Genomic DNA, 21,285 nt, shown 5'->3' with positions numbered 1-21,285 from the left:
TTGCCCGCTGCTCGTTTTAGTCTGCATTCACCAACAGCGTTGGCGCCGGTGTCGGCGACCAGCGCAGGCTGATAAAAATAACAGGAGCCAGCATGGGCCAGACTCGTTTTGCCAGTGGGCGTCAATTGGATGTGATCTGCCTGGGACGCCTGGGCGTCGACCTCTACGCGCAGCAAGTCGGCGCGCGCCTGGAAGATGTTTCGAGCTTCGCCAAATACCTGGGCGGTTCCTCGGCGAACATCGCGTTCGGCACGGCGCGCCTGGGGCTCAGGTCGGCGATGCTGAGCCGGGTGGGCGATGACCACATGGGCCGCTTCCTGGTGGAGTCCCTGGCCCGCGAAGGCTGTGATGTCAGCGGCATCAAAGTCGATCCCGAACGCCTGACGGCCATGGTCCTGCTGGGGATCAAGGACCGGGAAACCTTCCCCCTGGTGTTCTACCGGGAAAACTGCGCCGACATGGCGCTGCGCGCCGAAGACATTGACGAAACCTTCATTGCCTCCAGCAAGGCCTTGCTGATCACCGGCACCCATTTCTCCACCGACGGCGTCTACCAGGCCAGTCTCCAGGCGCTGGACTATGCGCAAAAACATCAGGTCAAGCGGGTCCTCGACATCGATTACCGGCCAGTGCTTTGGGGCCTGGCGGGCAAGGCCGATGGCGAAACCCGTTTCGTCGCCGACCAGAAAGTCAGCCAGCACGTGCAAAGCATCCTGCCGCGTTTCGACCTGATCGTCGGCACCGAAGAAGAATTCCTCATCGCCGGCGGCAGCGAAGACCTGCTGACCGCGCTGCGCACCGTGCGCTCGCTGACGGCGGCGACCCTGGTGGTCAAGCTCGGTCCCCAGGGCTGCACGGTGATCCATGGCGCCATCCCGGCCCGGCTCGAAGACGGCGCCATTTACCCTGGCGTGCGGGTCGAAGTCTTGAACGTACTGGGTGCCGGCGATGCATTCATGTCGGGATTTCTCGCCGGCTGGCTGGAGGATGCCAGCGATGAACGCTGCTGCCAGTTGGCCAATGCCTGCGGTGGCCTGGTGGTGTCGCGCCATGCCTGCGCCCCAGCGATGCCGACCCGAGCCGAACTCGACTATTTATTCAAGAGTCCGGTGCCGATCACCCGACCGGACCAGGACGTTGTGCTGCAACGGTTGCACCAGGTCAGCGTGCCCCGCAAGACTTGGAAACAGCTGTTCATCTTCGCCTTCGACCATCGCGGGCAACTGGTGGAGCTGGCCCAGAAGGGTGGCCGCGAGTTGAGCAGCATCGGCGAACTCAAGCAGTTGTTCATCCAAGCCGTGGCGCGGGTCGAAGCTGACCTGCGGCGTCAGGGCATCGAGGCCGACGTCGGTCTGCTGGCCGACCAGCGCTTCGGCCAGGATTCGCTGAACGCGGCCACCGGACGCGGTTGGTGGGTGGCGCGGCCGGTGGAAGTGCAAGGTTCGCGGCCACTGGCCTTCGAACACGGGCGCTCCATTGGCAGCAACCTGATCGCCTGGCCCCAGGAGCAGATCATCAAGTGCCTGGTGCAATTTCACCCTGACGACGAACCGCTGCTGCGCCTGGAGCAAGAGGCGCAACTGATGGGGTTGTACAAGGCCGCCCAGGCCAGCGGTCATGAATTGCTGCTGGAAGTCATTCCGCCCAAGGATCATCCGTCACCGCACCCGGACGTGCTCTATCGCGCCCTCAAGCGCCTCTACAACCTGGGTATTTTCCCGGCGTGGTGGAAGATCGAAGCCCAGGGCGCGGATGAATGGCAGCAGCTCGATGAGCTGATCCAACAGCGCGATCCGTATTGCCGTGGCGTGGTGCTGCTGGGCCTCAATGCCCCAGCCGCCGCACTCGCCGAAGGTTTCCGCCAGGCCAGCCAGAGCGCCACCTGCCGCGGGTTTGCCGTAGGTCGGACGATCTTCCAGGAGCCGAGCCGGGCCTGGCTGGCCGGGGAAATCGATGATGAAACGTTGATCCGCCAGGTGCAGGGCAGGTTTGTGGAGTTGATCGAGGCGTGGCGTGCTGCGCGGGCGTGACAGACACCGCAGTCTCTATTTGGAATGCAGTCCAATGTGGGAGCGAGCTTGCTCGCGATGACGGTGAAACATGCAACATTGACGCGACTGTCAAACCGCTATCGCGAGCAAGCTCGCTCCCACAAGGTTCCGTGTCGCCTTCAATGGCAATGTAAAAACAATAAAAGGTGCAGCCATGCCCGCTATTCGAATTGGCATCAATCCGATTTCCTGGAGCAACGATGACTTGCCGTCGTTGGGCGGCGAGACGCCGTTGAGTACGGCGCTAAGTGAAGGCAAGGAAATCGGCTACGAAGGTTTTGAGCTCAACGGCAAGTTTCCCAAGGACGCCAAGGGCGTTGGCGATGTGCTGCGGCCCTATGACCTGGCGCTGGTCTCCGGCTGGTATTCCAGCCGCCTGGCCCGACGCTCGGCGGCGGAGGAAATCGACGCCATCGCCAGTCACGTCGAGCTGCTGGCGCAGAACGGCGCGACGGTGCTGGTCTACGGCGAAGTCGCCGACTCGATCCAGGGCCAGCGGATTCCGTTGGTCGAGCGGCCGCGTTTCCATACGGATGAAGCCTGGCAAACCTACGCCGACAAGCTCACCGAACTGGCGCGTTTCACTTTGTCCCACGGCGTGCGCCTGGCCTATCACCACCACATGGGCGCCTACGTCGAATCACCCGCGGACATCGACAAATTGATGGCCCTGACCGGTAGTGAGGTGGGCCTGTTGTTCGACTCGGGTCACTGCTACATGGGCGGCGGCGAACCGTTGCAGGTGCTGCGCAAACACATTGAACGAATCTGCCATGTGCACTTCAAGGATGTGCGCAAACCGGTGGTGCAACTGGCGCGCAACAACCTCTGGAGCTTCCCCGACTGCATCATCAACGGCACTTTCACCGTGCCGGGGGATGGCGACATCGACTTCGCCGCGTTGCTCGATGTACTGCTGGCTGCCGACTATCAAGGCTGGCTGGTGGTGGAAGCCGAGCAGGACCCTGCCGTAGCGCCGAGTTATGCCTACGCCAAGAAGGGCTACGACACACTGCGTGCCTTGCTGCAAGAAAGGAGTCTGGCATGAGCCTGTTGATCAAGAGCCATTCCAGCGGCCGAACCATGGTCCAGTTGCCAGCGGGTGAGCTGGAATACGTCGGGTTCGCCGCCTACCGCCTGAGCCTGGGGGAAACCCTGCCGGTGGCCGCCGCAGACAAGGAATTGTGCCTGGTGCTGCTCAGTGGTCGCATCAGCCTCAAGGGGGAGGCGCCGGGGCAGGGCGCCTTCGATTGGGACAACCTCGGTGATCGCCAATCGGTGTTCGAAGACAAGTCACCTTATGCCGCTTACCTGCCGCCCGGCAGCCAGGCCCAGGTCACTGCCCTGAGCGATGTGCAGATCGCAGTGTGTGCCGCACCGGGTTCGGCGGGTAACGAATACGGCCCGCGGCTGATCCGCCCGGACAGCATGAAGCGCAGCGTGCGCGGCAAGGGCGCCAACACCCGCTATGTCTGCGACATCCTGCCAGACAGCGAACCGGCCCACTCACTGCTGGTGGTGGAGGTGCGCACGCCGTCGGGGCACTCCTCGAGCTATCCGCCGCACAAGCACGACACCGACGACCTGCCGCACCAGAGCTTCCTGGAAGAGACCTATTACCACCAGGTCAACCCGTCCCAAGGCTTCGTGTTCCAGCGGGTCTACACCGACGACCGCAGCATCGACCAGGCCATGGCCGTGGAGAACAGCGACCTGGTGGTGGTGCCCAAGGGGTATCACCCGGTCAGCGTTCCGTACGGGTACGAGTCGTATTACCTGAATGTCATGGCCGGCCCGAAGCGGGTCTGGCAGTTCCATAACGACCCGCAGCACAGTTGGCTGCTCGACCTCTGAATTCCACTTTTCCCACGGAGACAAGAACAATGAGTGACGCCCCGGTAGTAGGCCATTACATCAGCGGTCGAGTGCAGGACAGCGACGGTGCGCGGTTCAGCAAGGTCTTTAACCCGGCCACCGGTGCGGTGCAGGCCCGGGTCGCCCTGGCCGAACCGGGCACCGTCGATGCGGCGGTGGCCTCGGCGCTGGCGGCGTTCCCGGCCTGGTCCGAGCAATCGTCCCTGCGCCGTTCGCGGGTGATGTTCAAGTTCAAGGAATTGCTCGACCGCCATCACGACGAACTGGCGCAGATCATCAGCCGTGAACACGGCAAGGTGCTGTCTGACGCCCACGGCGAAGTCACCCGCGGCATCGAGATCGTCGAGTACGCCTGCGGTGCGCCGAACCTGCTCAAGACCGATTTCAGTGACAATATCGGCGGTGGCATCGACAACTGGAACCTGCGCCAGCCTTTGGGCGTTTGCGCCGGGGTCACGCCGTTCAACTTCCCGGTGATGGTGCCGCTGTGGATGATTCCCCTGGCGCTGGTCGCCGGCAACTGCTTCATCCTCAAGCCTTCGGAGCGCGACCCGTCCGCCAGTCTGCTGATGGCCCGCTTGCTGACGGAAGCCGGCTTGCCGGACGGCGTTTTCAACGTGGTCCAGGGCGACAAGGTGGCGGTGGATGCGCTGTTGCAGCACCCGGACATCGAAGCGATTTCCTTTGTTGGCTCCACGCCCATCGCCGAGTACATCCACCAGCAGGGCACGGCGCACGGCAAGCGCGTGCAGGCCCTGGGCGGGGCGAAGAACCACATGATCGTCATGCCCGATGCCGACCTCGACCAGGCGGCGGATGCGTTGATCGGTGCGGCCTACGGCTCGGCCGGTGAACGCTGCATGGCGATTTCCATCGCCGTGGCGGTGGGGGATGTGGGTGATGAGCTGATTGCCAGACTGTTGCCGCGCATTGATCAGCTGAAGATCGGCAACGGCCAGCAACCCGGCACCGACATGGGACCGCTGGTCACCGCCGAGCACAAGGCCAAGGTCGAAGGTTTCATCGACGCTGGCGTGGCGGAAGGCGCACGCCTGATCGTCGATGGCCGTGGCTTCAAGGTGCCGGGGGCCGAACAGGGGTTCTTTGTCGGCGCGACGCTGTTTGACCAGGTCACCGCCGAGATGAGCATCTACCAGCAAGAGATTTTCGGCCCGGTGCTGGGGATCGTCCGTGTACCGGATTTCGCCACGGCGGTGGCGCTGATCAACGCCCATGAGTTCGGCAACGGCGTGTCGTGCTTCACCCGCGACGGCGGCATCGCCCGGGCGTTCGCCCGCAACATCAAGGTCGGCATGGTGGGGATCAACGTGCCGATTCCGGTGCCCATGGCCTGGCATTCGTTCGGTGGCTGGAAGCGCTCGCTGTTCGGCGATCACCATGCCTACGGCGAAGAAGGCCTGCGTTTCTACAGCCGTTACAAAAGCGTGATGCAGCGCTGGCCCGACAGTATCGCCAAGGGCCCTGAATTCAGCATGCCGACTGCCCAATAACGCATTTTCGAATGACTGCCGGAGGGAGAACAACAATGAACAAGCCCCTGCGTTTTGCTTTGAACCGAATGGTTGCCCCGCGCCTGTCACTGCCCGCGTTCATCGACTTGGCCCTGGCATTGAAAACCGATGCCATCGAGATCCGCAACGACCTCAAGGGCGTCGAGATCGAAGACGGCATGCCGCCGGCCCGCGTTCGTGAGCTGTGCGAGGCGCGCGGTATCAAGGTGCTGTCGATCAACGCCCTGTACCCCTTCGATGTGTGGAACGAAGAGCGCCGCGCCCAAGCCGTGCGCCTGGCTGATTACGCCCGTGAATGCGGCGCCGAGGGGCTGGTGATGTGCCCGCTCAACGACCGCGCCGACCCGCGCAGCGAGGCTGAACGGGCGGCGGGGCTGCGGACTGCCCTGAGTGAACTGGCGCCGATCCTGCGGGCCTTTGGCATCTACGGGTTCATCGAGCCCCTGGGTTTCGAAGAATGCTCGTTGCGGCGCAAACGCACGGCGGTGGAAGCGATCAAGAGCATTGGCGGGCTGGATGTGTTCCGACTGGTGCACGACACCTTTCACCATCATCTGGCGGGCGAGCAGGAATTCTTCCCTGAGCTGACTGGGTTGGTGCACATCTCCGGAGTCGAGGACGCCCAGGCACCCTTGGCTACCATCCGTGACGGTCACCGGGTGCTGGTGGGCGAGGCTGACATCCTCGGCAATGCCGCGCAGATCGAGGCGTTGCGGGTCGCAGGCTACGAGGGCTACTTGTCCTTCGAGCCGTTCGCCGAGAGCGTCCATGACCTGGCTGACATCCGCCAAGCGTTGGGGGCGAGCATGAACCATCTGCAAAGCTCCCAGGCCTGACCTGATTTCCTGAACGATGGAGCCCCCCTGTGGGAGCGAGCTTGCTCGCGATGGCGGCAGCACATTCAACACGTAAATCGCCTGACACACCGCTATCGCGAGCAAGCTCGCTCCCACAGAGGACTGAGCCAGCCGCCAAATTTTGCATTCCAGACAAGGTGCAAGCATGACCACAACACGACTGACCATGGCCCAGGCCCTGGTGAAATTCCTCGATAACCAATACATCGAGGTCGATGGCGTCCAGAGCAAGTTCGTCGCCGGGGTCTTTACCATTTTCGGCCATGGCAACGTACTGGGCCTGGGCCAGGCGCTGGAGCAGGACAGTGGCGACCTGGTGGTTCACCAGGGCCGCAACGAGCAGGGCATGGCCCACGCCGCCATCGGCTTTGCCAAGCAGCATCTGCGGCGCAAGATCTATGCGTGCAGCTCGTCGGTCGGCCCCGGTGCAGCGAACATGCTGACCGCCGCCGCCACGGCGACTGCCAACCGTATCCCGTTGTTGCTGTTGCCCGGCGATGTCTATGCCAGTCGCCAGCCAGATCCGGTGCTGCAACAGATCGAGCAGTTCCACGACCTGAGCATCAGCACCAACGATGCCTTCAAGGCCGTGAGCAAATACTGGGACCGCATCAACCGCCCCGAGCAATTGATGACCGCCGCGATCCAGGCGATGCGGGTGCTGACCGACCCGGCCGAAACCGGCGCGGTGACCCTGGCGCTGCCTCAGGACGTGCAAGCCGAAGCCTACGATTATCCGGATTACTTCCTGCAAAAACGCGTGCACCGCATCGACCGCCGCCCGGCCACCGAAGCGATGCTCGGCGATGCCTCGGCGCTGCTCAAGGGGCAAGCGCAAGCCGTTGATCATCTGTGGCGGCGGCGTGCGTTACCGGCGCCAACGCGGCATTGCAGGCCTTTGCCGAGCGCTTCGACATTCCTTTCGCCGAGACCCAGGCGGGCAAGAGTGCGGTGGTGTCCAGCCATCCGCTGAACGTTGGCGGCGTCGGCGAAACCGGCTGCCTGGCGGCGAACCTGCTGGCCAAGGAAGCGGACCTGATCATTGGCATCGGCACGCGCTATAGCGATTTCACCACCGCGTCGAAATGGCTGTTCCAGCACCCCGACGTGCAGTTTCTCAACCTCAACATCAGCCCGTGCGATGCCTTGAAGCTCGATGGCGTGCAATTGTTGGCCGATGCCCGTTCGGGCCTGGAGGCCTTGTCGGCCGCGATGGGTGACTATCGCGCCGAATGGGCCGGGCAGATCGCCGACGCCAAGGCGCAACTGGACGCGGAAGTGGACCGGGTCTATCAGGCGGATTTCCAGACCGAGGATTTCGTCCCGGAAATCAACGACCACATGGACCCAGCGGTGTTTCGCGAATTCATCGAACTCACCGGTTCCTGTCTGACCCAGAGCCGGGTGCTGGGCACGCTCAACGAAGCCTTGGCGGATGACGCCATCATCGTCGCCGCCGCCGGCAGCCTGCCCGGCGATTTGCAGCGCAGCTGGCGCAGCAAGGGCGTGGACACCTATCACGTCGAGTACGGTTATTCGTGCATGGGCTACGAGGTGAATGCGGCACTGGGGGTGAAACTCGCCGCGCCGGACAAAGAGGTCTACGCGTTGGTGGGCGATGGCTCGTACATGATGCTGCATTCGGAACTCGCGACTTCGATCCAGGAGCGCCGCAAGATCAACGTGGTGCTGTTGGACAACATGACGTTCGGTTGCATCAACAACCTGCAAATGGAACACGGCATGGACAGCTTTGGCACCGAGTTCCGCTTTCGCAACCCCGAGACCGGCAAGCTCGATGGCGCGTTCGTGCCGGTGGATTTCGCCATGAGTGCCGCGGCCTATGGCTGCAAAACCTACAAGGTCAAGACCCTCGACGAGCTGCACGCGGCCCTGACCGATGCGCGGCGCCAGAGCGTCTCGACGCTGATCGACATCAAGGTTTTGCCCAAGACCATGATCCACAAATACCTGTCGTGGTGGCGGGTCGGCGTGGCGCAAGTGTCCACCAGCGCCCGCACCGATGCCGTCGCCAAGACCCTCAATGAACGACTGGCCAAGGCCCGTCAATACTGATTGCCCCAACCCTACGAAAGGAGTTCCAAATGTCTTTGAAGCTGGGCGTCATCGGCACCGGGGCCATCGGCCAGGACCATATCCGTCGTTGCAGCCAGACCTTGCTCAGCAGCCAGGTGGTGGCGGTGACCGACATCAACCTGCAACAAGCGGCCAAGGTCGTTGCCGATCTCAAGCTGACCGCCGAGGTCTACCCCGACGGTCACGCGTTGATCAAGGCGCCGGACGTGGAGGCGATCCTCGTCACCTCCTGGGGCCCGAGCCATGAAGAATTCGTGCTGGCGGCGATTGCAGCGGGCAAACCGGTGTTCTGTGAAAAGCCCCTGGCGGTCACGGCCGAAGGCTGCCGCAAGATCGTCGACGCCGAAGTGGCCCACGGCAAGCGCCTGGTGCAAGTCGGCTTCATGCGCCCCTACGATGAAGGCTATCGGGCGCTCAAGGCGGTGATCGACAGCGGCCAGATCGGTGAACCGCTGATGTTGCACTGCGCCCACCGCAACCCGAGTGTGGGCGAGAACTACAAGACCGACATGGCGATCACCGACACCTTGATCCATGAGCTGGATGTGTTGCGCTGGCTGCTGGCCGATGACTACGTGTCGGTGCAGGTGGTCTTTCCGCGCAAGAGCAGCAAGGCCTTGGCTCACCTGCGGGACCCGCAGATCGTCCTGCTGGAAACCGCCCGGGGCACGCGCATCGACGTCGAGGTGTTCGTCAATTGCCAGTACGGCTATGACATCCAGTGCGAAGTGGTGGGGGAGACCGGTATCGCCAAGCTGCCGGAACCGTCCCAGGTACAGCTGCGCAGCGGCGCCAAGCTGTCCAATGCGATCCTGATGGATTGGAAGGACCGCTTCATCGCCGCCTACGACGTCGAATTGCAGGCCTTCATCGACGGCGTGCGCGCCGGGCAAGTGGGCGGGCCGTCGGCCTGGGACGGCTTCGCCGCGGCGGTGGCGGCGGATGCTTGCATTCAAGCGCAGCAGAGCGGGCAGATCGTCAAAGTCGAACTGCCCGAGCGGCCGCGTTTCTACGGTTAACCAAAATCCCCCTGTGGGAGCGTTCACCCAAAAGGTACTCGGTCAAATTGTGGGAGCGAGCTTGCTCGCGATAGCGGTGGGTCAGTCAACATAATGCAAGCTGATCCGACGCCATCGCGAGCAAGCTCGCTCCCACAGGGGCGCGCGGATGCTTCAGTTTCGCGGGCAAGCCCTACATACAGTCGACCGCGTTGCCTCTGAAGGTACTCGGTCAAATTGTGGGAGCGAGCTTGCTCGCGATAGCGGTGGGTCAGGCGACATCGATGCTGGCAGGCCTGGTGTCATCGCGAGCAAGCTCGCTCCCACAGGGGGGACGCGGGTGCTTCAGTTTCGCGGGCAAGCCCTACATACAGTCGACCGCGTTGCCTCTGAAGGTACTCGGTCAAATTGTGGGAGCGAGCTTGCTCGCGATAGCGGTGGGTCAGTCAACATAATGCAAGCTGATCCGACGCCATCGCGAGCAAGCTCGCTCCCACAAGGGGCGGCGTTATATTCAAACAAGGAGCTTTCATGCGAATCGGACTAGTGGGCTACGGCAAGGGTGGGCGATTCTTTCATGCGCCGCTGATCAGCAGTCTGCCGGGGGCTACGTTCGTCGGCGTGGTGACCCGGTCCGCCGAGCGCCGCCAACAACTGGCCAGCGATCACCCGCAGGCCCAGGCCTTCGACACCCTCGAACAGTTGGTGGCGGCCGGTGTCGATGCGGTGGTGGTGTCCACGCCTTTGGACGGTCGCCCGGCCATTGTGCTGCAGGCCATCGAACTCGGCGTGGCGGTGGTCAGCGACAAACCGTTCGCCCCCGACGCCGCGCAGGCCGAGGCAATGGTGTTGGCTGCCGAACGTCGCAACGTGCCCTTGAGCGTGTACCAGAACCGCCGCTGGGATTCGGATTTCCTGACCCTGCGCAAATTGCTGGCCTCCGGCGCCCTCGGGCAAGTCATTCGTTTTGAGTCGAGTGTCGAGCGTTATTCGCCAAGCTCGGTGGGCAAAGGCAGCGGTGGCGGGTTCCTGCGGGATTTGGGCAGCCACTTGGTTGACCAGGCGCTGCAACTGTTCGGGCCGGTGGTGCGGGTTTACGCCGAGCTGGATTACCGGCAGCCCGGCCAGGTGTTCGACAACGGCTTCTTCATGTCCTTGTCCCATGCCAGTGGCGTGATCTCTCACTTGAGCGGCAATTGCGTGCAAAACGCAGCGCGCCCGCGCTTTCGGGTCAACGGCAGCCAGGGTTGCTACACCGTCGAAGGCCTGGACGGGCAAGAGGCCCAGGCACTGGCCGGGTTGAGCCCGGCGACCGAGGGCGAACGCTGGGGGGCTGAAGAACATCGACGCTGGGGCTGGTTCGAACACGGCACCGAGCGCGAGCGGGTGACCTCGGAACGTGGCTGCTGGCTGGCGTTCTACCAACACTTGCAAACCGCGTTGCAGGGCGCTGGCCCGCTGCCGGTGGAAGCCCGTGATGCACTGGCGACCACACGCATCCTCGACGCGGCCAGGCAGAGTGCCGAGCAGGGCGAAGTGGTGCGTTTGTCCGTGTCTGTAGGGCATGGAATAAAAAACGAATAAAATTCTAAAATTAGTTGATATGGAAAATATTTTCCAATAAAGTCGAATCCAGGTTACCGACAACCCTGTCTGCCTCCCGCCAAGCCAACCTTGAACGGACGACAGACGAAACAAAAACAAGAAACACAGCTAGGTACCGTCGATGAAAACCTTCAGCCGTTCTGCGTTTCACCTGCCACGTCTGCCGCACCTGTCCGCAGTCCTTCCCCTGTTCGAATCCCTGTGTATCCAGCGCAACGGCGCCGTGGTCTGTTGCATGCCCGGCGCGCCCATCGTGCGCTTGCCCCGTTCCTGATCCGTCACGCCTTATCCATAAAACCAACAAAAAAGTGGAGAAAGACCGTTCATGAAGACCAAGACCCGTATCGCCTCGCTGGCCCTGTCGTTGATGCTCACCAGCGGCGCTGCCCTGGCGGACCTGAAAATCGGCGTCAGCATGTCCCAGTTCGATGACACCTGGTTGACCTACCTGCGCGAATCCATGGACAAGAAAGCCAAGTCCCTGCCGGACGGCGTCACCCTGCAGTTCGAAGATGCGCGCAGTGACGTGGTCAAGCAACTGAGCCAGGTGGAAAGCTTCATCAGCCAGAAGGTCGATGCGCTCATCGTCAACCCGGTGGACACCGCCGCGACTCAGCGCATCACCAAGGCCGCGGTGGCTGCCGGCATCCCCCTGGTCTACGTCAACCGCCGCCCGGACGAACCGAAGTTGCCGGAAGGGGTGGTCACCGTCGCCTCCGACGACCTCGAAGCCGGGCACATGCAGATGCAATACCTGGCCGACAAGATGGGCGGCAAGGGCAACATCGTCATCTTGCTGGGTGACCTGGCCAACAACTCCACCACCAACCGCACCAAGGGCGTCAAGGACGTGCTGGCCAAGTACCCGGGCATCAAGATTGAACAGGAACAGACTGGCACCTGGTCGCGGGACAAGGGCATGACCCTGGTCAACGACTGGCTGACCCAGGGCCGCGACTTCCAGGCCGTGGTGTCCAACAACGACGAGATGGCCATCGGCGCCGCCATGGCCCTCAAGCAAGCGGGCACCAAGAAAGGCAGCGTATTGATTGCCGGGGTCGATGGCACGCCGGACGGCTTGAACGCCATCAAGAAAGGCCAAATGGCGGTCTCGGTGTTTCAGGACGCCAAGGGCCAGGCCGATGGCTCGATCGACACAGCGGTGAAAATGGTCAAGAAGCAGCCGGTCGAGCAGGCCGTCTGGGTGCCGTACCGCCTGATCACGCCGGAAAACGTCGATCAGTTCAAGTGACGTTCAACCCGGTCCCACCACAACAATAAGCAGGCAAGGTTGCGACGCCGACCTTGCCGAGGGAGTACCTGATCATGTTCGCTTCAGCGACTGCTTCGAGCGCCCCGGCCATGACTTTCCAGCCGGATGTATCACTTGATGAGCCGTACCTGCTGGAAGTCGTCAATGTCAGCAAGGGCTTTCCCGGTGTGGTGGCCCTGTCCGATGTCCAATTGCGGGTGCGCCCCGGTTCCGTGCTGGCCCTGATGGGCGAGAACGGGGCGGGCAAATCCACCTTGATGAAGATCATCGCCGGCATCTACCAGCCGGACGCCGGCGAACTGCGCCTGCGCGGCAAGCCGGTGACGTTCGACACGCCGCTGGCGGCGTTGCAGGCCGGCATCGCGATGATCCATCAGGAACTGAACCTGATGCCCCACATGAGCATCGCCGAAAACATCTGGATCGGCCGCGAGCAGCTCAACGGCCTGCACATGGTCGACCATGGCGAGATGCACCGCTGCACCGCCCGGCTGCTGGAGCGCCTGCGCATCAATCTCGATCCCGAGGAGCAGGTGGGCAACCTGAGCATTGCCGAGCGGCAGATGGTGGAGATTGCCAAGGCCGTCTCGTATGACTCCGACATCCTGATCATGGACGAGCCGACCTCGGCCATCACCGAGACCGAAGTCGCCCACCTGTTCTCGATCATTGCCGACCTCAAGTCCCAGGGTAAGGGGATCATCTACATCACCCATAAGATGAACGAAGTGTTCGCCATCGCCGATGAAGTGGCGGTGTTTCGCGATGGCGCCTACATCGGCCTGCAACGAGCCGACAGCATGGACGGCGACAGCCTGATCTCGATGATGGTCGGGCGCGAGTTGAGCCAGTTGTTCCCAGAGCGTGAGGCCCCCATCGGTGAGTTGGTGCTGTCGGTGCGCGACCTGAGCCTGGACGGTATCTTCAAAGGCGTGTCCTTCGACCTGCATGCCGGGGAAATCCTCGGCATCGCTGGCTTGATGGGCTCGGGCCGGACCAACGTGGCCGAGGCGATTTTCGGCGTGACCCCGAGCACCGGCGGCGAAATCCTGCTGGACGGCCAACCGGTGCGCATCACCGACCCGCACATGGCCATCGAGAAGGGCTTCGCGCTGTTGACCGAAGATCGCAAGCTCAGCGGCCTGTTTCCGTGCCTGTCGGTGCTGGAAAACATGGAAATGGCCGTGCTGCCCCATTACGTCGGCAACGGCTTCATCCAGCAGAAAGCCCTGCGCGCCCTGTGTGAAGACATGTGCAAGAAGTTGCGGGTCAAGACCCCGTCGCTGGAACAGTGCATCGACACCTTGTCCGGTGGCAACCAGCAGAAAGCGCTGCTGGCGCGCTGGCTGATGACCAACCCGCGCATCCTGATTCTCGACGAACCGACCCGCGGCATCGACGTCGGCGCCAAGGCCGAGATCTATCGGCTGATTGCCTACCTCGCCAGCGAAGGTATGGCGGTGATCATGATTTCCTCGGAACTGCCGGAAGTGTTGGGTATGAGCGACCGGGTCATGGTGATGCACGAAGGTGACCTGATGGGCACCCTCGACCGCAGCGAAGCGACCCAGGAACGAGTGATGCAACTGGCCTCGGGCCTGTCCTGATGCCCGTCAGTCCAGATAAAAAAGGTAAGTGGCTATGAACGCGATATTGGAAAACAAACCCGCAGCAGCACCGACCCGGTCTCGGCGGCGGCTGCCGACGGAGCTGAGTATCTTTCTGGTGCTGATCGGCATCGGCCTGGTGTTCGAAATGTTTGGCTGGATCATGCGTGACCAGAGTTTCCTGATGAACTCCCAGCGCCTGGTGTTGATGATTCTGCAAGTGTCGATCATCGGCCTGCTGGCCATCGGCGTGACCCAGGTGATCATCACCACCGGTATCGACCTGTCGTCGGGTTCGGTGCTGGCGCTGTCGGCGATGATTGCCGCCAGCCTGGCCCAGACCTCGGACTTCGCCCGGGCGGTATTTCCCTCGTTGACGGACTTGCCGGTGTGGATACCGGTGGTGGCGGGGCTCGGGGTGGGGCTGCTGGCCGGGGCGATCAACGGCAGCATCATCGCCATGACCGGCATCCCGCCGTTTATCGCCACCCTCGGCATGATGGTCTCGGCCCGTGGCCTGGCGCGCTACTACACCGAAGGGCAGCCGGTGAGCATGTTGTCCGATTCCTACACCGCCATCGGCCATGGCGCCATGCCGATGATCATCTTCCTGGTGGTGGCGGTGATCTTCCACATCGCCCTGCGCTACACCAAGTACGGCAAGTACACCTACGCCATCGGCGGCAACATGCAGGCGGCGCGCACATCGGGCATCAACGTCAAGCGCCACCTGGTGATCGTCTACAGCATCGCCGGGTTGCTGGCGGGCTTGGCTGGCGTGGTGGCTTCGGCACGGGCGGCGACCGGGCAAGCGGGCATGGGTATGTCCTATGAGCTGGACGCGATTGCGGCGGCGGTGATCGGCGGCACCAGCCTGGCAGGCGGGGTGGGGCGTATCACCGGGACCGTGATCGGCGCGCTGATTCTCGGGGTGATGGCCAGCGGCTTTACCTTCGTCGGTGTCGATGCCTACATCCAAGACATCATCAAGGGCTTGATCATCGTGGTGGCGGTGGTCATCGACCAGTACCGCAACAAGCGCAAACTCAAGCGCTGATCCCCCCGAGGTTGCGACAAAGCGCCACGCCTGACCCGCGTGGCGTTGCCATTTGTCTTCTTAATACAGCTATTACACCGAATTTCTTGTTATAAACGCACTCCGATGACTGCTAAAAGCCTGTCAGAGAACATTTGAGGGGGTTGTCGGACATTTTCCCTATGTTTTCAGTTGCTGAGGCCTCGACTCGGCCTTAGACTGCCGCCCCTCGTAAATTGAGTGCCGGGTGGCGCTTGGAATAAACGGCGCCTTTCCCGATGAGCGTGGCAGCTGCGCTGCGGGACGCTCCATAATTCGCCTTAATGCACGTTTTTTTATAGAGAAATCAATGACAAAGGAAAAGTTGCTGGCCATGCCGGCGGATGACTACATGAATGCCGAGCAGCTGGCTTTCTTCACCAAGCTGTTGCAGAACATGAAGGTCGAAACCCACGAGCGCATCGAACAGAACCGAATCGCCATTGAGAGCCTGGACACCCCGGCCGACCCGGCGGACGCTGCTTCCGTAGAAGAAGAGCGTACCTGGCTGGTCAACGCCATCGATCGCGACCAGCGCATGCTGCCTCAACTGGAGCAGGCCCTGGACCGCATCAACGACGACAGCTTCGGCTGGTGCGACGACAGCGGCGAGCCGATCGGCCTCAAGCGCCTGCTGATCAGCCCGACCACCAAGTACTGCATCGAAGCCCAGGAACGTCACGAACAGATCGACAAGCACCAGCGTCAGGCCTGATTCGCGTTTTCCGAAAAAAGATCGCGACCTTTTGACGAAGGCCGCGATCTTTTGCTTTCGCCCGTGCGCGTTCGTCTGCTCCCGTTGATCTGCTGCAAGAACACGACTAATGGACCATGGATAATGGCTCGGTAGTGGCGTTTAATGCGGTCATAACAACGAGAGTGTGGGTGACGAACATGGCGACAGACGGAACGCTGGCGGGTGCGGTGCCGGCCTCGGTACCCGAAACGAAAGGCGCGGCGCGCTGGTTGACGCCGACCTTGCAGAGTCTCGCCCTGGCCTTGCTGCTGTGCGGCATGGCTTTGGGCGGCTGGTCGCTGTACCTGGGCCTGCCGCTGGTCATGCTCATCGTCTGGTTGCCGCGCCTGCGTTCGCGCGTGGCCGCGTCAGCCGCACCTCCCACCGACACGTTGGCCGAGCTGACCCGCGACCTGTCCTACACCACCAGCCATAACGCGCTGTCGGCAGCCGGTGTCGCCTATTCGGTCAAGCAACTGGCCGGCAAGGTCCAGTCCCAACTCGATGCGGCGGCGCAGATCGTCAGCAATGCCGAGTCGATGATCGCCACTGAACAAGCCACTTCGCAACTTAGCCAGCAGGCCCTCGGCGCCGCTAGCGAGGCCCATCGCAGCAGCGTAGCCGGGCGCAGCGAATTGGTGGAGTCCATCAGCCGCATGCACCAGCTCAGCCAGCGCGCCAATGACAGCCGTGAGTTGATCGAGGCCTTGAGCGTGCGCAGTGATGAAATCCAGCGGGTCAGCCTGGTGATCCAATCGATTGCCAGCCAGACCAACCTGCTGGCGCTGAACGCGGCCATCGAGGCGGCCCGGGCCGGTGAGCATGGCCGTGGGTTCGCGGTGGTGGCCGATGAGGTCCGCGGCCTGGCCGGGCGCACCGCCGCGGCGACCGGGGAAGTCGGGGTGATGGTGGCCGACATCCAGCAGCGCACGACCCAGGTGGTGGAGCAGATTCGTCAACTGGCCGCTGACCTGGACAGCGGCGTGCAGCAGGTCGAGCACACCGGCCAGCACCTGGAAAACATCGCCCGGCTCGCCGCCGGCGTCGAAACCCAGGTCAGTGCCATCGCCCAAGGCACCGACACCAATCGCGAACAACTCGACAGCCTGTTCCATGCGATCGAGCAGATGCGCAGCGACCTGTCCATCAGTGACCAGCAGACCCAGCGTCTGGCCGAGGCGGCGGTGCAGATGGAAGGCCAGGCCGAAACCATCAGCGAACGCCTGGCCGAGGTAGGGCTCGATGATTATCACCAACGGGTCTACGACCTGGCGCGGGAAGGGGCGAGCCAGATCGCCGCGCAGTTCGAGGCCGACATCGACCAGGGTCGTGTCAGCCTGGAGGACCTGTTCGACCGTAACTACCAGCCGATCCCCAATACCCAACCGGCCAAATTCCAGACCCGTTTCGACCGCTACACCGACCAGGTCCTGCCGGCGATTCAGGAACCGTTGCTGGCCCGCCACGAGGGCCTTGTGTTTGCGATTGCCTGCACCCAGCAGGGTTATGTGCCGACCCACAATAAGGTCTTCAGCCAGCCGCTGACTGGCGATCCCCAAGTGGATACGCTAAATAACCGCACCAAGCGCAAATTCTCCGATCGCACCGGGATTCGCTGCGGCAGCCACCAGCAGCCGGTGCTGCTCCAGACCTACACCCGGGATACGGGGGAGTTGATGCACGATCTTTCCGTACCGATCATGCTCAAGGGGCGGCATTGGGGTGGTTTGCGCTTGGGCTACAAACCCGAGAAGCCACGCTAGGTTTTATAGCACCGAGTGGCAAAGGCGCTTTTGTGGCGAGGGAATTATCTGTGGGAGCAAGGCTTGCCCGCGATGAAGGCGACGCGGTTTCATGAGGGATCGAGGCGCCTGTATCGCGAGCAAGCTTTGCTCCCACCAATCCCCTGGCCACAGGGGACTCATGGTTCCTGGCGTTACTTACCGTCGTGTAGGCGCACGTTCAGTTGATCCACCACCACCGCTTCTTCGCCGTCGGCGCGCATCCATTCCTTGAGCAGGACTCTCTGGTGTTCCTCCCAAAAATCGGCATCCACCAGCTTGATCTCCGGCGCCAGCGGGTGGGCCATGATGAAGTCGTCGATGGCTTTGTCGTCCGAGGGCAGGCCCAGTTGGTCGAAAAGGGTAGTGAGTTCGTAGGATGGTTGTTCCATGGGGGACTCCTTTGAGCGGGCGCCGTCATGGCGCCTCGGTTGCCTCTCTTTATCTGAGGCAAGCGATCATCAGGAGTTCGATTGGAATCAGGCTTTCAAGGCGCCTTCATCCACAGCGGTCTTCAACGCCCTGGCCGCTTCCCTGGCAGCCTCAGCCGCGAGCTGCGAAGTCTTGAACCAGCGATCCTTTTCCACTTGGTGGCAAGTGACGGTGGTCAACGGTGGCTTGGCACGCATCACGATGACGGCCTGGAACTCGCCTTCGACTTCTCTGGCCTCGCCCCGGATAAAAAACTCGCCAATATCAAATTCCGTCACGTCGCGCCTGCTCCTCGAAACCATTGTGGGTGCGCGATCCGCCGATGAACGACGGACTTCGCTGGGCGGGCAGTATGGCAGCAGTTGCCCGTCGGTGGCTGAGTTAAGTCATGGACGGGCAAATAGGCGGTCAGGCGCTGTGTTCCAGACGCCTGGCCAGGTAGCAGGCCTCGTTATGGTCGGTTCGGAATCCTCTTACACGTCCAGTCGATGTTTCTTCTATGTGAAAAAAACACTTGCCGGCCAAGACGACTCGATAACGCGGTTGAATCAACGAAATTGGCAGGCAATCGACCCCATCAATGCCGTTGGCTGTTTCAACGATGCAAGGTGCGACGGGGTGGGGCAGGGTGGTAAAAGTGGCCATAATGAATTCCTTTTCATGGTTTACCGACGAATTGCCGGGTACTTCGAGTAGTCTCCACGCCTTCCGCTGCTCTAGAATCGGCAGCGTCGTGTGGACGGTTGCGCCTATCTAAAGCAATTTTTTTTGGGCTCGATGTCAGAAAAATGCTTTTTTAAGTGAGAAATTTCCCTAAAGTTAGTCGTCCCAACTTTTCCGATGCTCAGAGTGGCGTTTTCCTTCAGCCTCTGGCGACCCCCCGGGAAAGACGGCGAGAGCGGCAACCTTTAGTCTGCTCTCGGCCCGGGACAGGGCGCGCCGTTCATTTCGAATTTCAGTGACAGGTCCATTACGACACTACAGTCGGTACGGGTTCTCGTGGTCCGTCCTTTGCGCAGGGCGGGTCTTTTTCAAAAATGGGGATGTTTCCTTGGCAGTAAGTAATCTCGACATGCATGCGTTATTTGTACTTGGTGACCTGCGGGCAAAACTGGTCAAGCAATTCCAGTCACGTTTCGTCTACATCACTGAGCAGACCGCCGAAGGTATTTATGTCGCCGAAATCGACACCGAGTCGGCCCTGGTGGTCGATGACAAGCCCAGGCTCGAGCTCAAGGTCGGTGATCATTTTCGCGCGGCAGTATTGCCCAGCCGCGAAGGTGGCAAGTTTGAAATCCGTTTTCGCGAAATCAAGCTGACGGTCTATGGCATTGGCGATTACGCCTTCGTCACGACCCCTGGTGGCCATGCCATCCTGTTCAAGGAAGGCCACAGCGTGGTGACCGTGTTCGCGGCCAACGAACAGTTGCAGGAAGGCTTGACCAAGACCTTGAAGGCGGTCACCGCCAAGGCCGCCAAGTGGCGCAAGGGCGAACTGGTGACTTTCAAGGCCAGTGAGTGACCGTTTCAGAGCCTGTGCGCCCAAACCGCTGACAGTTTCGCAAGGCCTCGCTGGAACCTCGGCTACAGTCAATTGACTGAATTATTCAAGGCTTGCGTTCGGTTACGCAGGGCCGTTCAGCGATTGCTGTATCTGGCATGAGGTGCAAAGCATGAAACGAGTTCGACAGTGGCTGGCCGCCTGGGCCACCTTCGCTGTGTTGGTTTCACCCCTTCCGGTGTCGGCCGCCACAGCGCCGATCCACTTTGCCGACTTGAACTGGGAAAGTGGCAGCCTGATCACCGATATCCTGCGAGTCATCGTCGAAAAGGGCTATGGATTGCAGACCGATACCTTGCCCGGGACCACCATTACCCTGGAAACCGCCCTGGCCAATAACGACATCCAGGTGATCGGTGAGGAATGGGCCGGCCGCAGCCCGGTGTGGGTCAAGGCCGAGGCCGAAGGCAAGGTGGTCGCCTTGGGCGATACGGTCAAAGGCGCGACCGAAGGCTGGTGGGTGCCCGAGTACGTCATCAAGGGCGATCCGGCCAAGGGCATCAAGCCCTTGGCGCCGGACCTGCGCAGTGTCGAGGACCTGGCGCGCTACAAGCACGTGTTCAAGGACCCGGAGAGCCCCGACAAGGGCCGCTTCCTCAACAGCCCCATCGGCTGGACCTCTGAAGTGGTCAACAAACAGAAGCTCAAGGCGTATGGCTTGTCTGACAGCTACGTGAATTTTCGCAGCGGCTCGGGGGCGGCGCTGGATGCGGAAATCAGCTCGACGATCCGCCGGGGCAAGCCAATCCTGTTTTACTACTGGTCACCCACGCCGCTGCTCGGGCGCTTCAAGCTGGTGCAGTTGCAAGAGCCGCCGTTCGATGCCGAGGCCTGGAAGACCCTGACCGACGCCGATAACCCCAACCCGAAGCCGACCCGTTCACTGGCCTCGAAGCTGTCGATCGGTGTCTCCGTGCCCTTCCAGAAGCAATACCCGGACATTGCCGAGTTCTTCAGCAAGGTCGACTTGCCCATCGAGCCGTTGAACAAGGCCCTGGCCGACATGAGCGAGAAGCGCACGCCACCCCGTGAAGCCGCCGAGGCGTTCCTCAAGGCCCACCCTGAGGTCTGGCAGGCCTGGTTGCCCAAGGAGGTCGCCGACAAGGTGTCCGCCGGTCTGTAGTGTCCCAGCGGGTTGAACGCTTGATCCTGGGCAATGAATCATTCACTGGAAACTGGCAACCTGCGCCCGTCCAGCAAAATGCCAAATTCGAGCTAGGATGATTGTTCAACCTTTTTCAGGAGGCTGGCGAATGACGCTTTTCTTGGCTCGGTCGCTGGTCGCAGTGTTTGCGACCATCAGCTTGATTCATTTGTATTGGGCCCTGGGTGGGCGGTGGGCGGCCCTGGCGGTGGTGCCCCAGGTACCTGTGAAGCAAGGGGAGGCGCTGCGACCGGCGTTCGAGCCCTCGGGCTGGCTGACCTTGCTGGTGGCCCTGGCACTGCTGATGATTGCGCTGCTGGTGTGCCTGCGGGTCGGCCTGCTGGCGCAGCCGGTTACCCATCGGGCGTTGCAGTGGCTGATCAGTGCGATCGCCTTGCTGATGTTCGCCCGGGCCATTGGCGAGTCGGAGCTGGTGGGCTTCTTCAAGGAGGTCAAGGGCTCGACTTTCGCCAGGCTCGACACCTGGGTCTATTCGCCGTTGTGCGTGGTGCTTGGGGCTGGGTTGCTGACGGTGGCGTGGGCCTGAGTTTCCAACTCACCCAGGGCTGCATGTAATTGCAGACAAACCCAGCCAACCGCAATCTTTGTGGCCAGGGAGCTTGCTCCCGCTGGGCTGCGCAGCAGCCTCAAAAAGGCCGAA

General features: G+C 61.8%; 19 protein-coding genes and 1 pseudogene. 17 read left to right on the top strand and 3 right to left on the bottom strand.

Features of this window, described 5'->3' with window-relative positions:
* Nucleotides 1–92: 92 nt before the first annotated feature.
* From PSH84_RS21845 to PSH84_RS21780, 14 genes and pseudogenes are all read left to right on the top strand, one after another.
* Nucleotides 93–2,030, top strand: coding sequence for a bifunctional 5-dehydro-2-deoxygluconokinase/5-dehydro-2-deoxyphosphogluconate aldolase (locus PSH84_RS21845; RefSeq protein WP_305467488.1), 1,938 nt, complete (start codon nt 93–95; stop codon nt 2,028–2,030).
* Nucleotides 2,031–2,205: 175 nt separating this feature from the next.
* Nucleotides 2,206–3,099 (top strand): myo-inosose-2 dehydratase, encoded by an 894-nt coding sequence (iolE, locus tag PSH84_RS21840; protein ID WP_305467487.1) that lies wholly within the window; start codon nt 2,206–2,208, stop codon nt 3,097–3,099.
* Nucleotides 3,096–3,905 carry a 5-deoxy-glucuronate isomerase gene (gene iolB, locus PSH84_RS21835; RefSeq protein ID WP_122564662.1) on the top strand — a complete coding sequence of 270 codons (810 nt, stop codon included), beginning with the start codon at nt 3,096–3,098 and terminating at the stop codon, nt 3,903–3,905. Before iolE ends, iolB begins: the two co-directional genes overlap by 4 nt.
* Nucleotides 3,906–3,934: 29 nt before the next feature.
* The gene (locus PSH84_RS21830) at nt 3,935–5,437 is read left to right on the top strand and encodes a CoA-acylating methylmalonate-semialdehyde dehydrogenase (protein ID WP_305467485.1); all 1,503 of its coding nucleotides are present in this window, start codon (nt 3,935–3,937) and stop codon (nt 5,435–5,437) included.
* A 35-nt stretch (nt 5,438–5,472) separates the two neighbouring features.
* Nucleotides 5,473–6,294: a TIM barrel protein gene (locus PSH84_RS21825; protein WP_122564660.1), complete on the top strand. Its 822-nt coding sequence runs from the start codon at nt 5,473–5,475 to the stop codon at nt 6,292–6,294.
* A gap of 166 nt (nt 6,295–6,460) precedes the next feature.
* Nucleotides 6,461–8,391: pseudogene (gene iolD / locus PSH84_RS21820) on the top strand (3D-(3,5/4)-trihydroxycyclohexane-1,2-dione acylhydrolase (decyclizing)).
* 29 nt (nt 8,392–8,420) lie between these two features.
* On the top strand, nt 8,421–9,431 hold the full coding sequence (iolG, locus tag PSH84_RS21815) for a bifunctional inositol 2-dehydrogenase/D-chiro-inositol 1-dehydrogenase (RefSeq protein ID WP_305467482.1): 1,011 nt from the start codon (nt 8,421–8,423) through the stop codon (nt 9,429–9,431).
* 510 nt (nt 9,432–9,941) lie between these two features.
* A complete protein-coding gene (locus PSH84_RS21810) occupies nt 9,942–10,994 on the top strand; it encodes a Gfo/Idh/MocA family protein (protein ID WP_305467481.1) in 1,053 nt (350 codons plus the stop codon).
* A 142-nt stretch (nt 10,995–11,136) separates the two neighbouring features.
* Nucleotides 11,137–11,289, top strand: coding sequence for a hypothetical protein (locus PSH84_RS21805; RefSeq protein WP_163006706.1), 153 nt, complete (start codon nt 11,137–11,139; stop codon nt 11,287–11,289).
* Nucleotides 11,290–11,340: 51 nt separating this feature from the next.
* Entirely contained in the window at nt 11,341–12,267 is a 927-nt protein-coding gene (locus PSH84_RS21800; protein WP_305467479.1) for a sugar ABC transporter substrate-binding protein, read from the top strand.
* 74 nt (nt 12,268–12,341) lie between these two features.
* Nucleotides 12,342–13,895: a sugar ABC transporter ATP-binding protein gene (locus tag PSH84_RS21795; protein WP_122565852.1), complete on the top strand. Its 1,554-nt coding sequence runs from the start codon at nt 12,342–12,344 to the stop codon at nt 13,893–13,895.
* A gap of 34 nt (nt 13,896–13,929) precedes the next feature.
* Entirely contained in the window at nt 13,930–14,952 is a 1,023-nt protein-coding gene (locus PSH84_RS21790; RefSeq protein WP_305481790.1) for an ABC transporter permease, read from the top strand.
* A gap of 328 nt (nt 14,953–15,280) precedes the next feature.
* Nucleotides 15,281–15,685 (top strand): TraR/DksA family transcriptional regulator, encoded by a 405-nt coding sequence (locus PSH84_RS21785; RefSeq protein WP_003202859.1) that lies wholly within the window; start codon nt 15,281–15,283, stop codon nt 15,683–15,685.
* A gap of 116 nt (nt 15,686–15,801) precedes the next feature.
* The gene (locus tag PSH84_RS21780; RefSeq protein WP_439653586.1) at nt 15,802–17,469 is read left to right on the top strand and encodes a methyl-accepting chemotaxis protein; all 1,668 of its coding nucleotides are present in this window, start codon (nt 15,802–15,804) and stop codon (nt 17,467–17,469) included.
* Nucleotides 17,470–17,642: 173 nt separating this feature from the next.
* Here the strand turns inward: PSH84_RS21780 and PSH84_RS21775 are convergent, their stop codons facing one another.
* The 3 genes from PSH84_RS21775 to PSH84_RS21765 all read right to left on the bottom strand — a co-directional run bounded on the left by PSH84_RS21775 (nt 17,643) and on the right by PSH84_RS21765 (nt 18,564).
* Nucleotides 17,643–17,879 carry a DUF2789 family protein gene (locus PSH84_RS21775; RefSeq protein ID WP_122565849.1) on the bottom strand — a complete coding sequence of 79 codons (237 nt, stop codon included), beginning with the start codon at nt 17,877–17,879 and terminating at the stop codon, nt 17,643–17,645.
* An 87-nt stretch (nt 17,880–17,966) separates the two neighbouring features.
* Nucleotides 17,967–18,197 (bottom strand): hypothetical protein, encoded by a 231-nt coding sequence (locus PSH84_RS21770; protein WP_122565848.1) that lies wholly within the window; start codon nt 18,195–18,197, stop codon nt 17,967–17,969.
* A gap of 130 nt (nt 18,198–18,327) precedes the next feature.
* On the bottom strand, nt 18,328–18,564 hold the full coding sequence (locus PSH84_RS21765) for a hypothetical protein (protein ID WP_122565847.1): 237 nt from the start codon (nt 18,562–18,564) through the stop codon (nt 18,328–18,330).
* Nucleotides 18,565–18,991: 427 nt separating this feature from the next.
* On the opposite strand from PSH84_RS21765, the gene PSH84_RS21760 reads away from it, so the two are divergent.
* The 3 genes from PSH84_RS21760 to PSH84_RS21750 all read left to right on the top strand — a co-directional run bounded on the left by PSH84_RS21760 (nt 18,992) and on the right by PSH84_RS21750 (nt 21,171).
* Nucleotides 18,992–19,441, top strand: a complete 450-nt coding sequence (locus PSH84_RS21760) for a hypothetical protein (protein WP_305467476.1) — start codon at nt 18,992–18,994, stop codon at nt 19,439–19,441.
* A 151-nt stretch (nt 19,442–19,592) separates the two neighbouring features.
* The gene (locus PSH84_RS21755) at nt 19,593–20,603 is read left to right on the top strand and encodes an ABC transporter substrate-binding protein (RefSeq protein WP_122565846.1); all 1,011 of its coding nucleotides are present in this window, start codon (nt 19,593–19,595) and stop codon (nt 20,601–20,603) included.
* A gap of 130 nt (nt 20,604–20,733) precedes the next feature.
* Nucleotides 20,734–21,171 carry a DUF3995 domain-containing protein gene (locus PSH84_RS21750; RefSeq protein WP_305481789.1) on the top strand — a complete coding sequence of 146 codons (438 nt, stop codon included), beginning with the start codon at nt 20,734–20,736 and terminating at the stop codon, nt 21,169–21,171.
* Nucleotides 21,172–21,285: the final 114 nt, after the last annotated feature.

The organism is Pseudomonas beijingensis (assembly GCF_030687295.1).
GTDB lineage: Bacteria > Pseudomonadota > Gammaproteobacteria > Pseudomonadales > Pseudomonadaceae > Aquipseudomonas > Aquipseudomonas beijingensis.
Note: the sequence above shows the minus strand (reverse complement) of the source record. Positions and strands in the feature narration are given on the sequence as shown.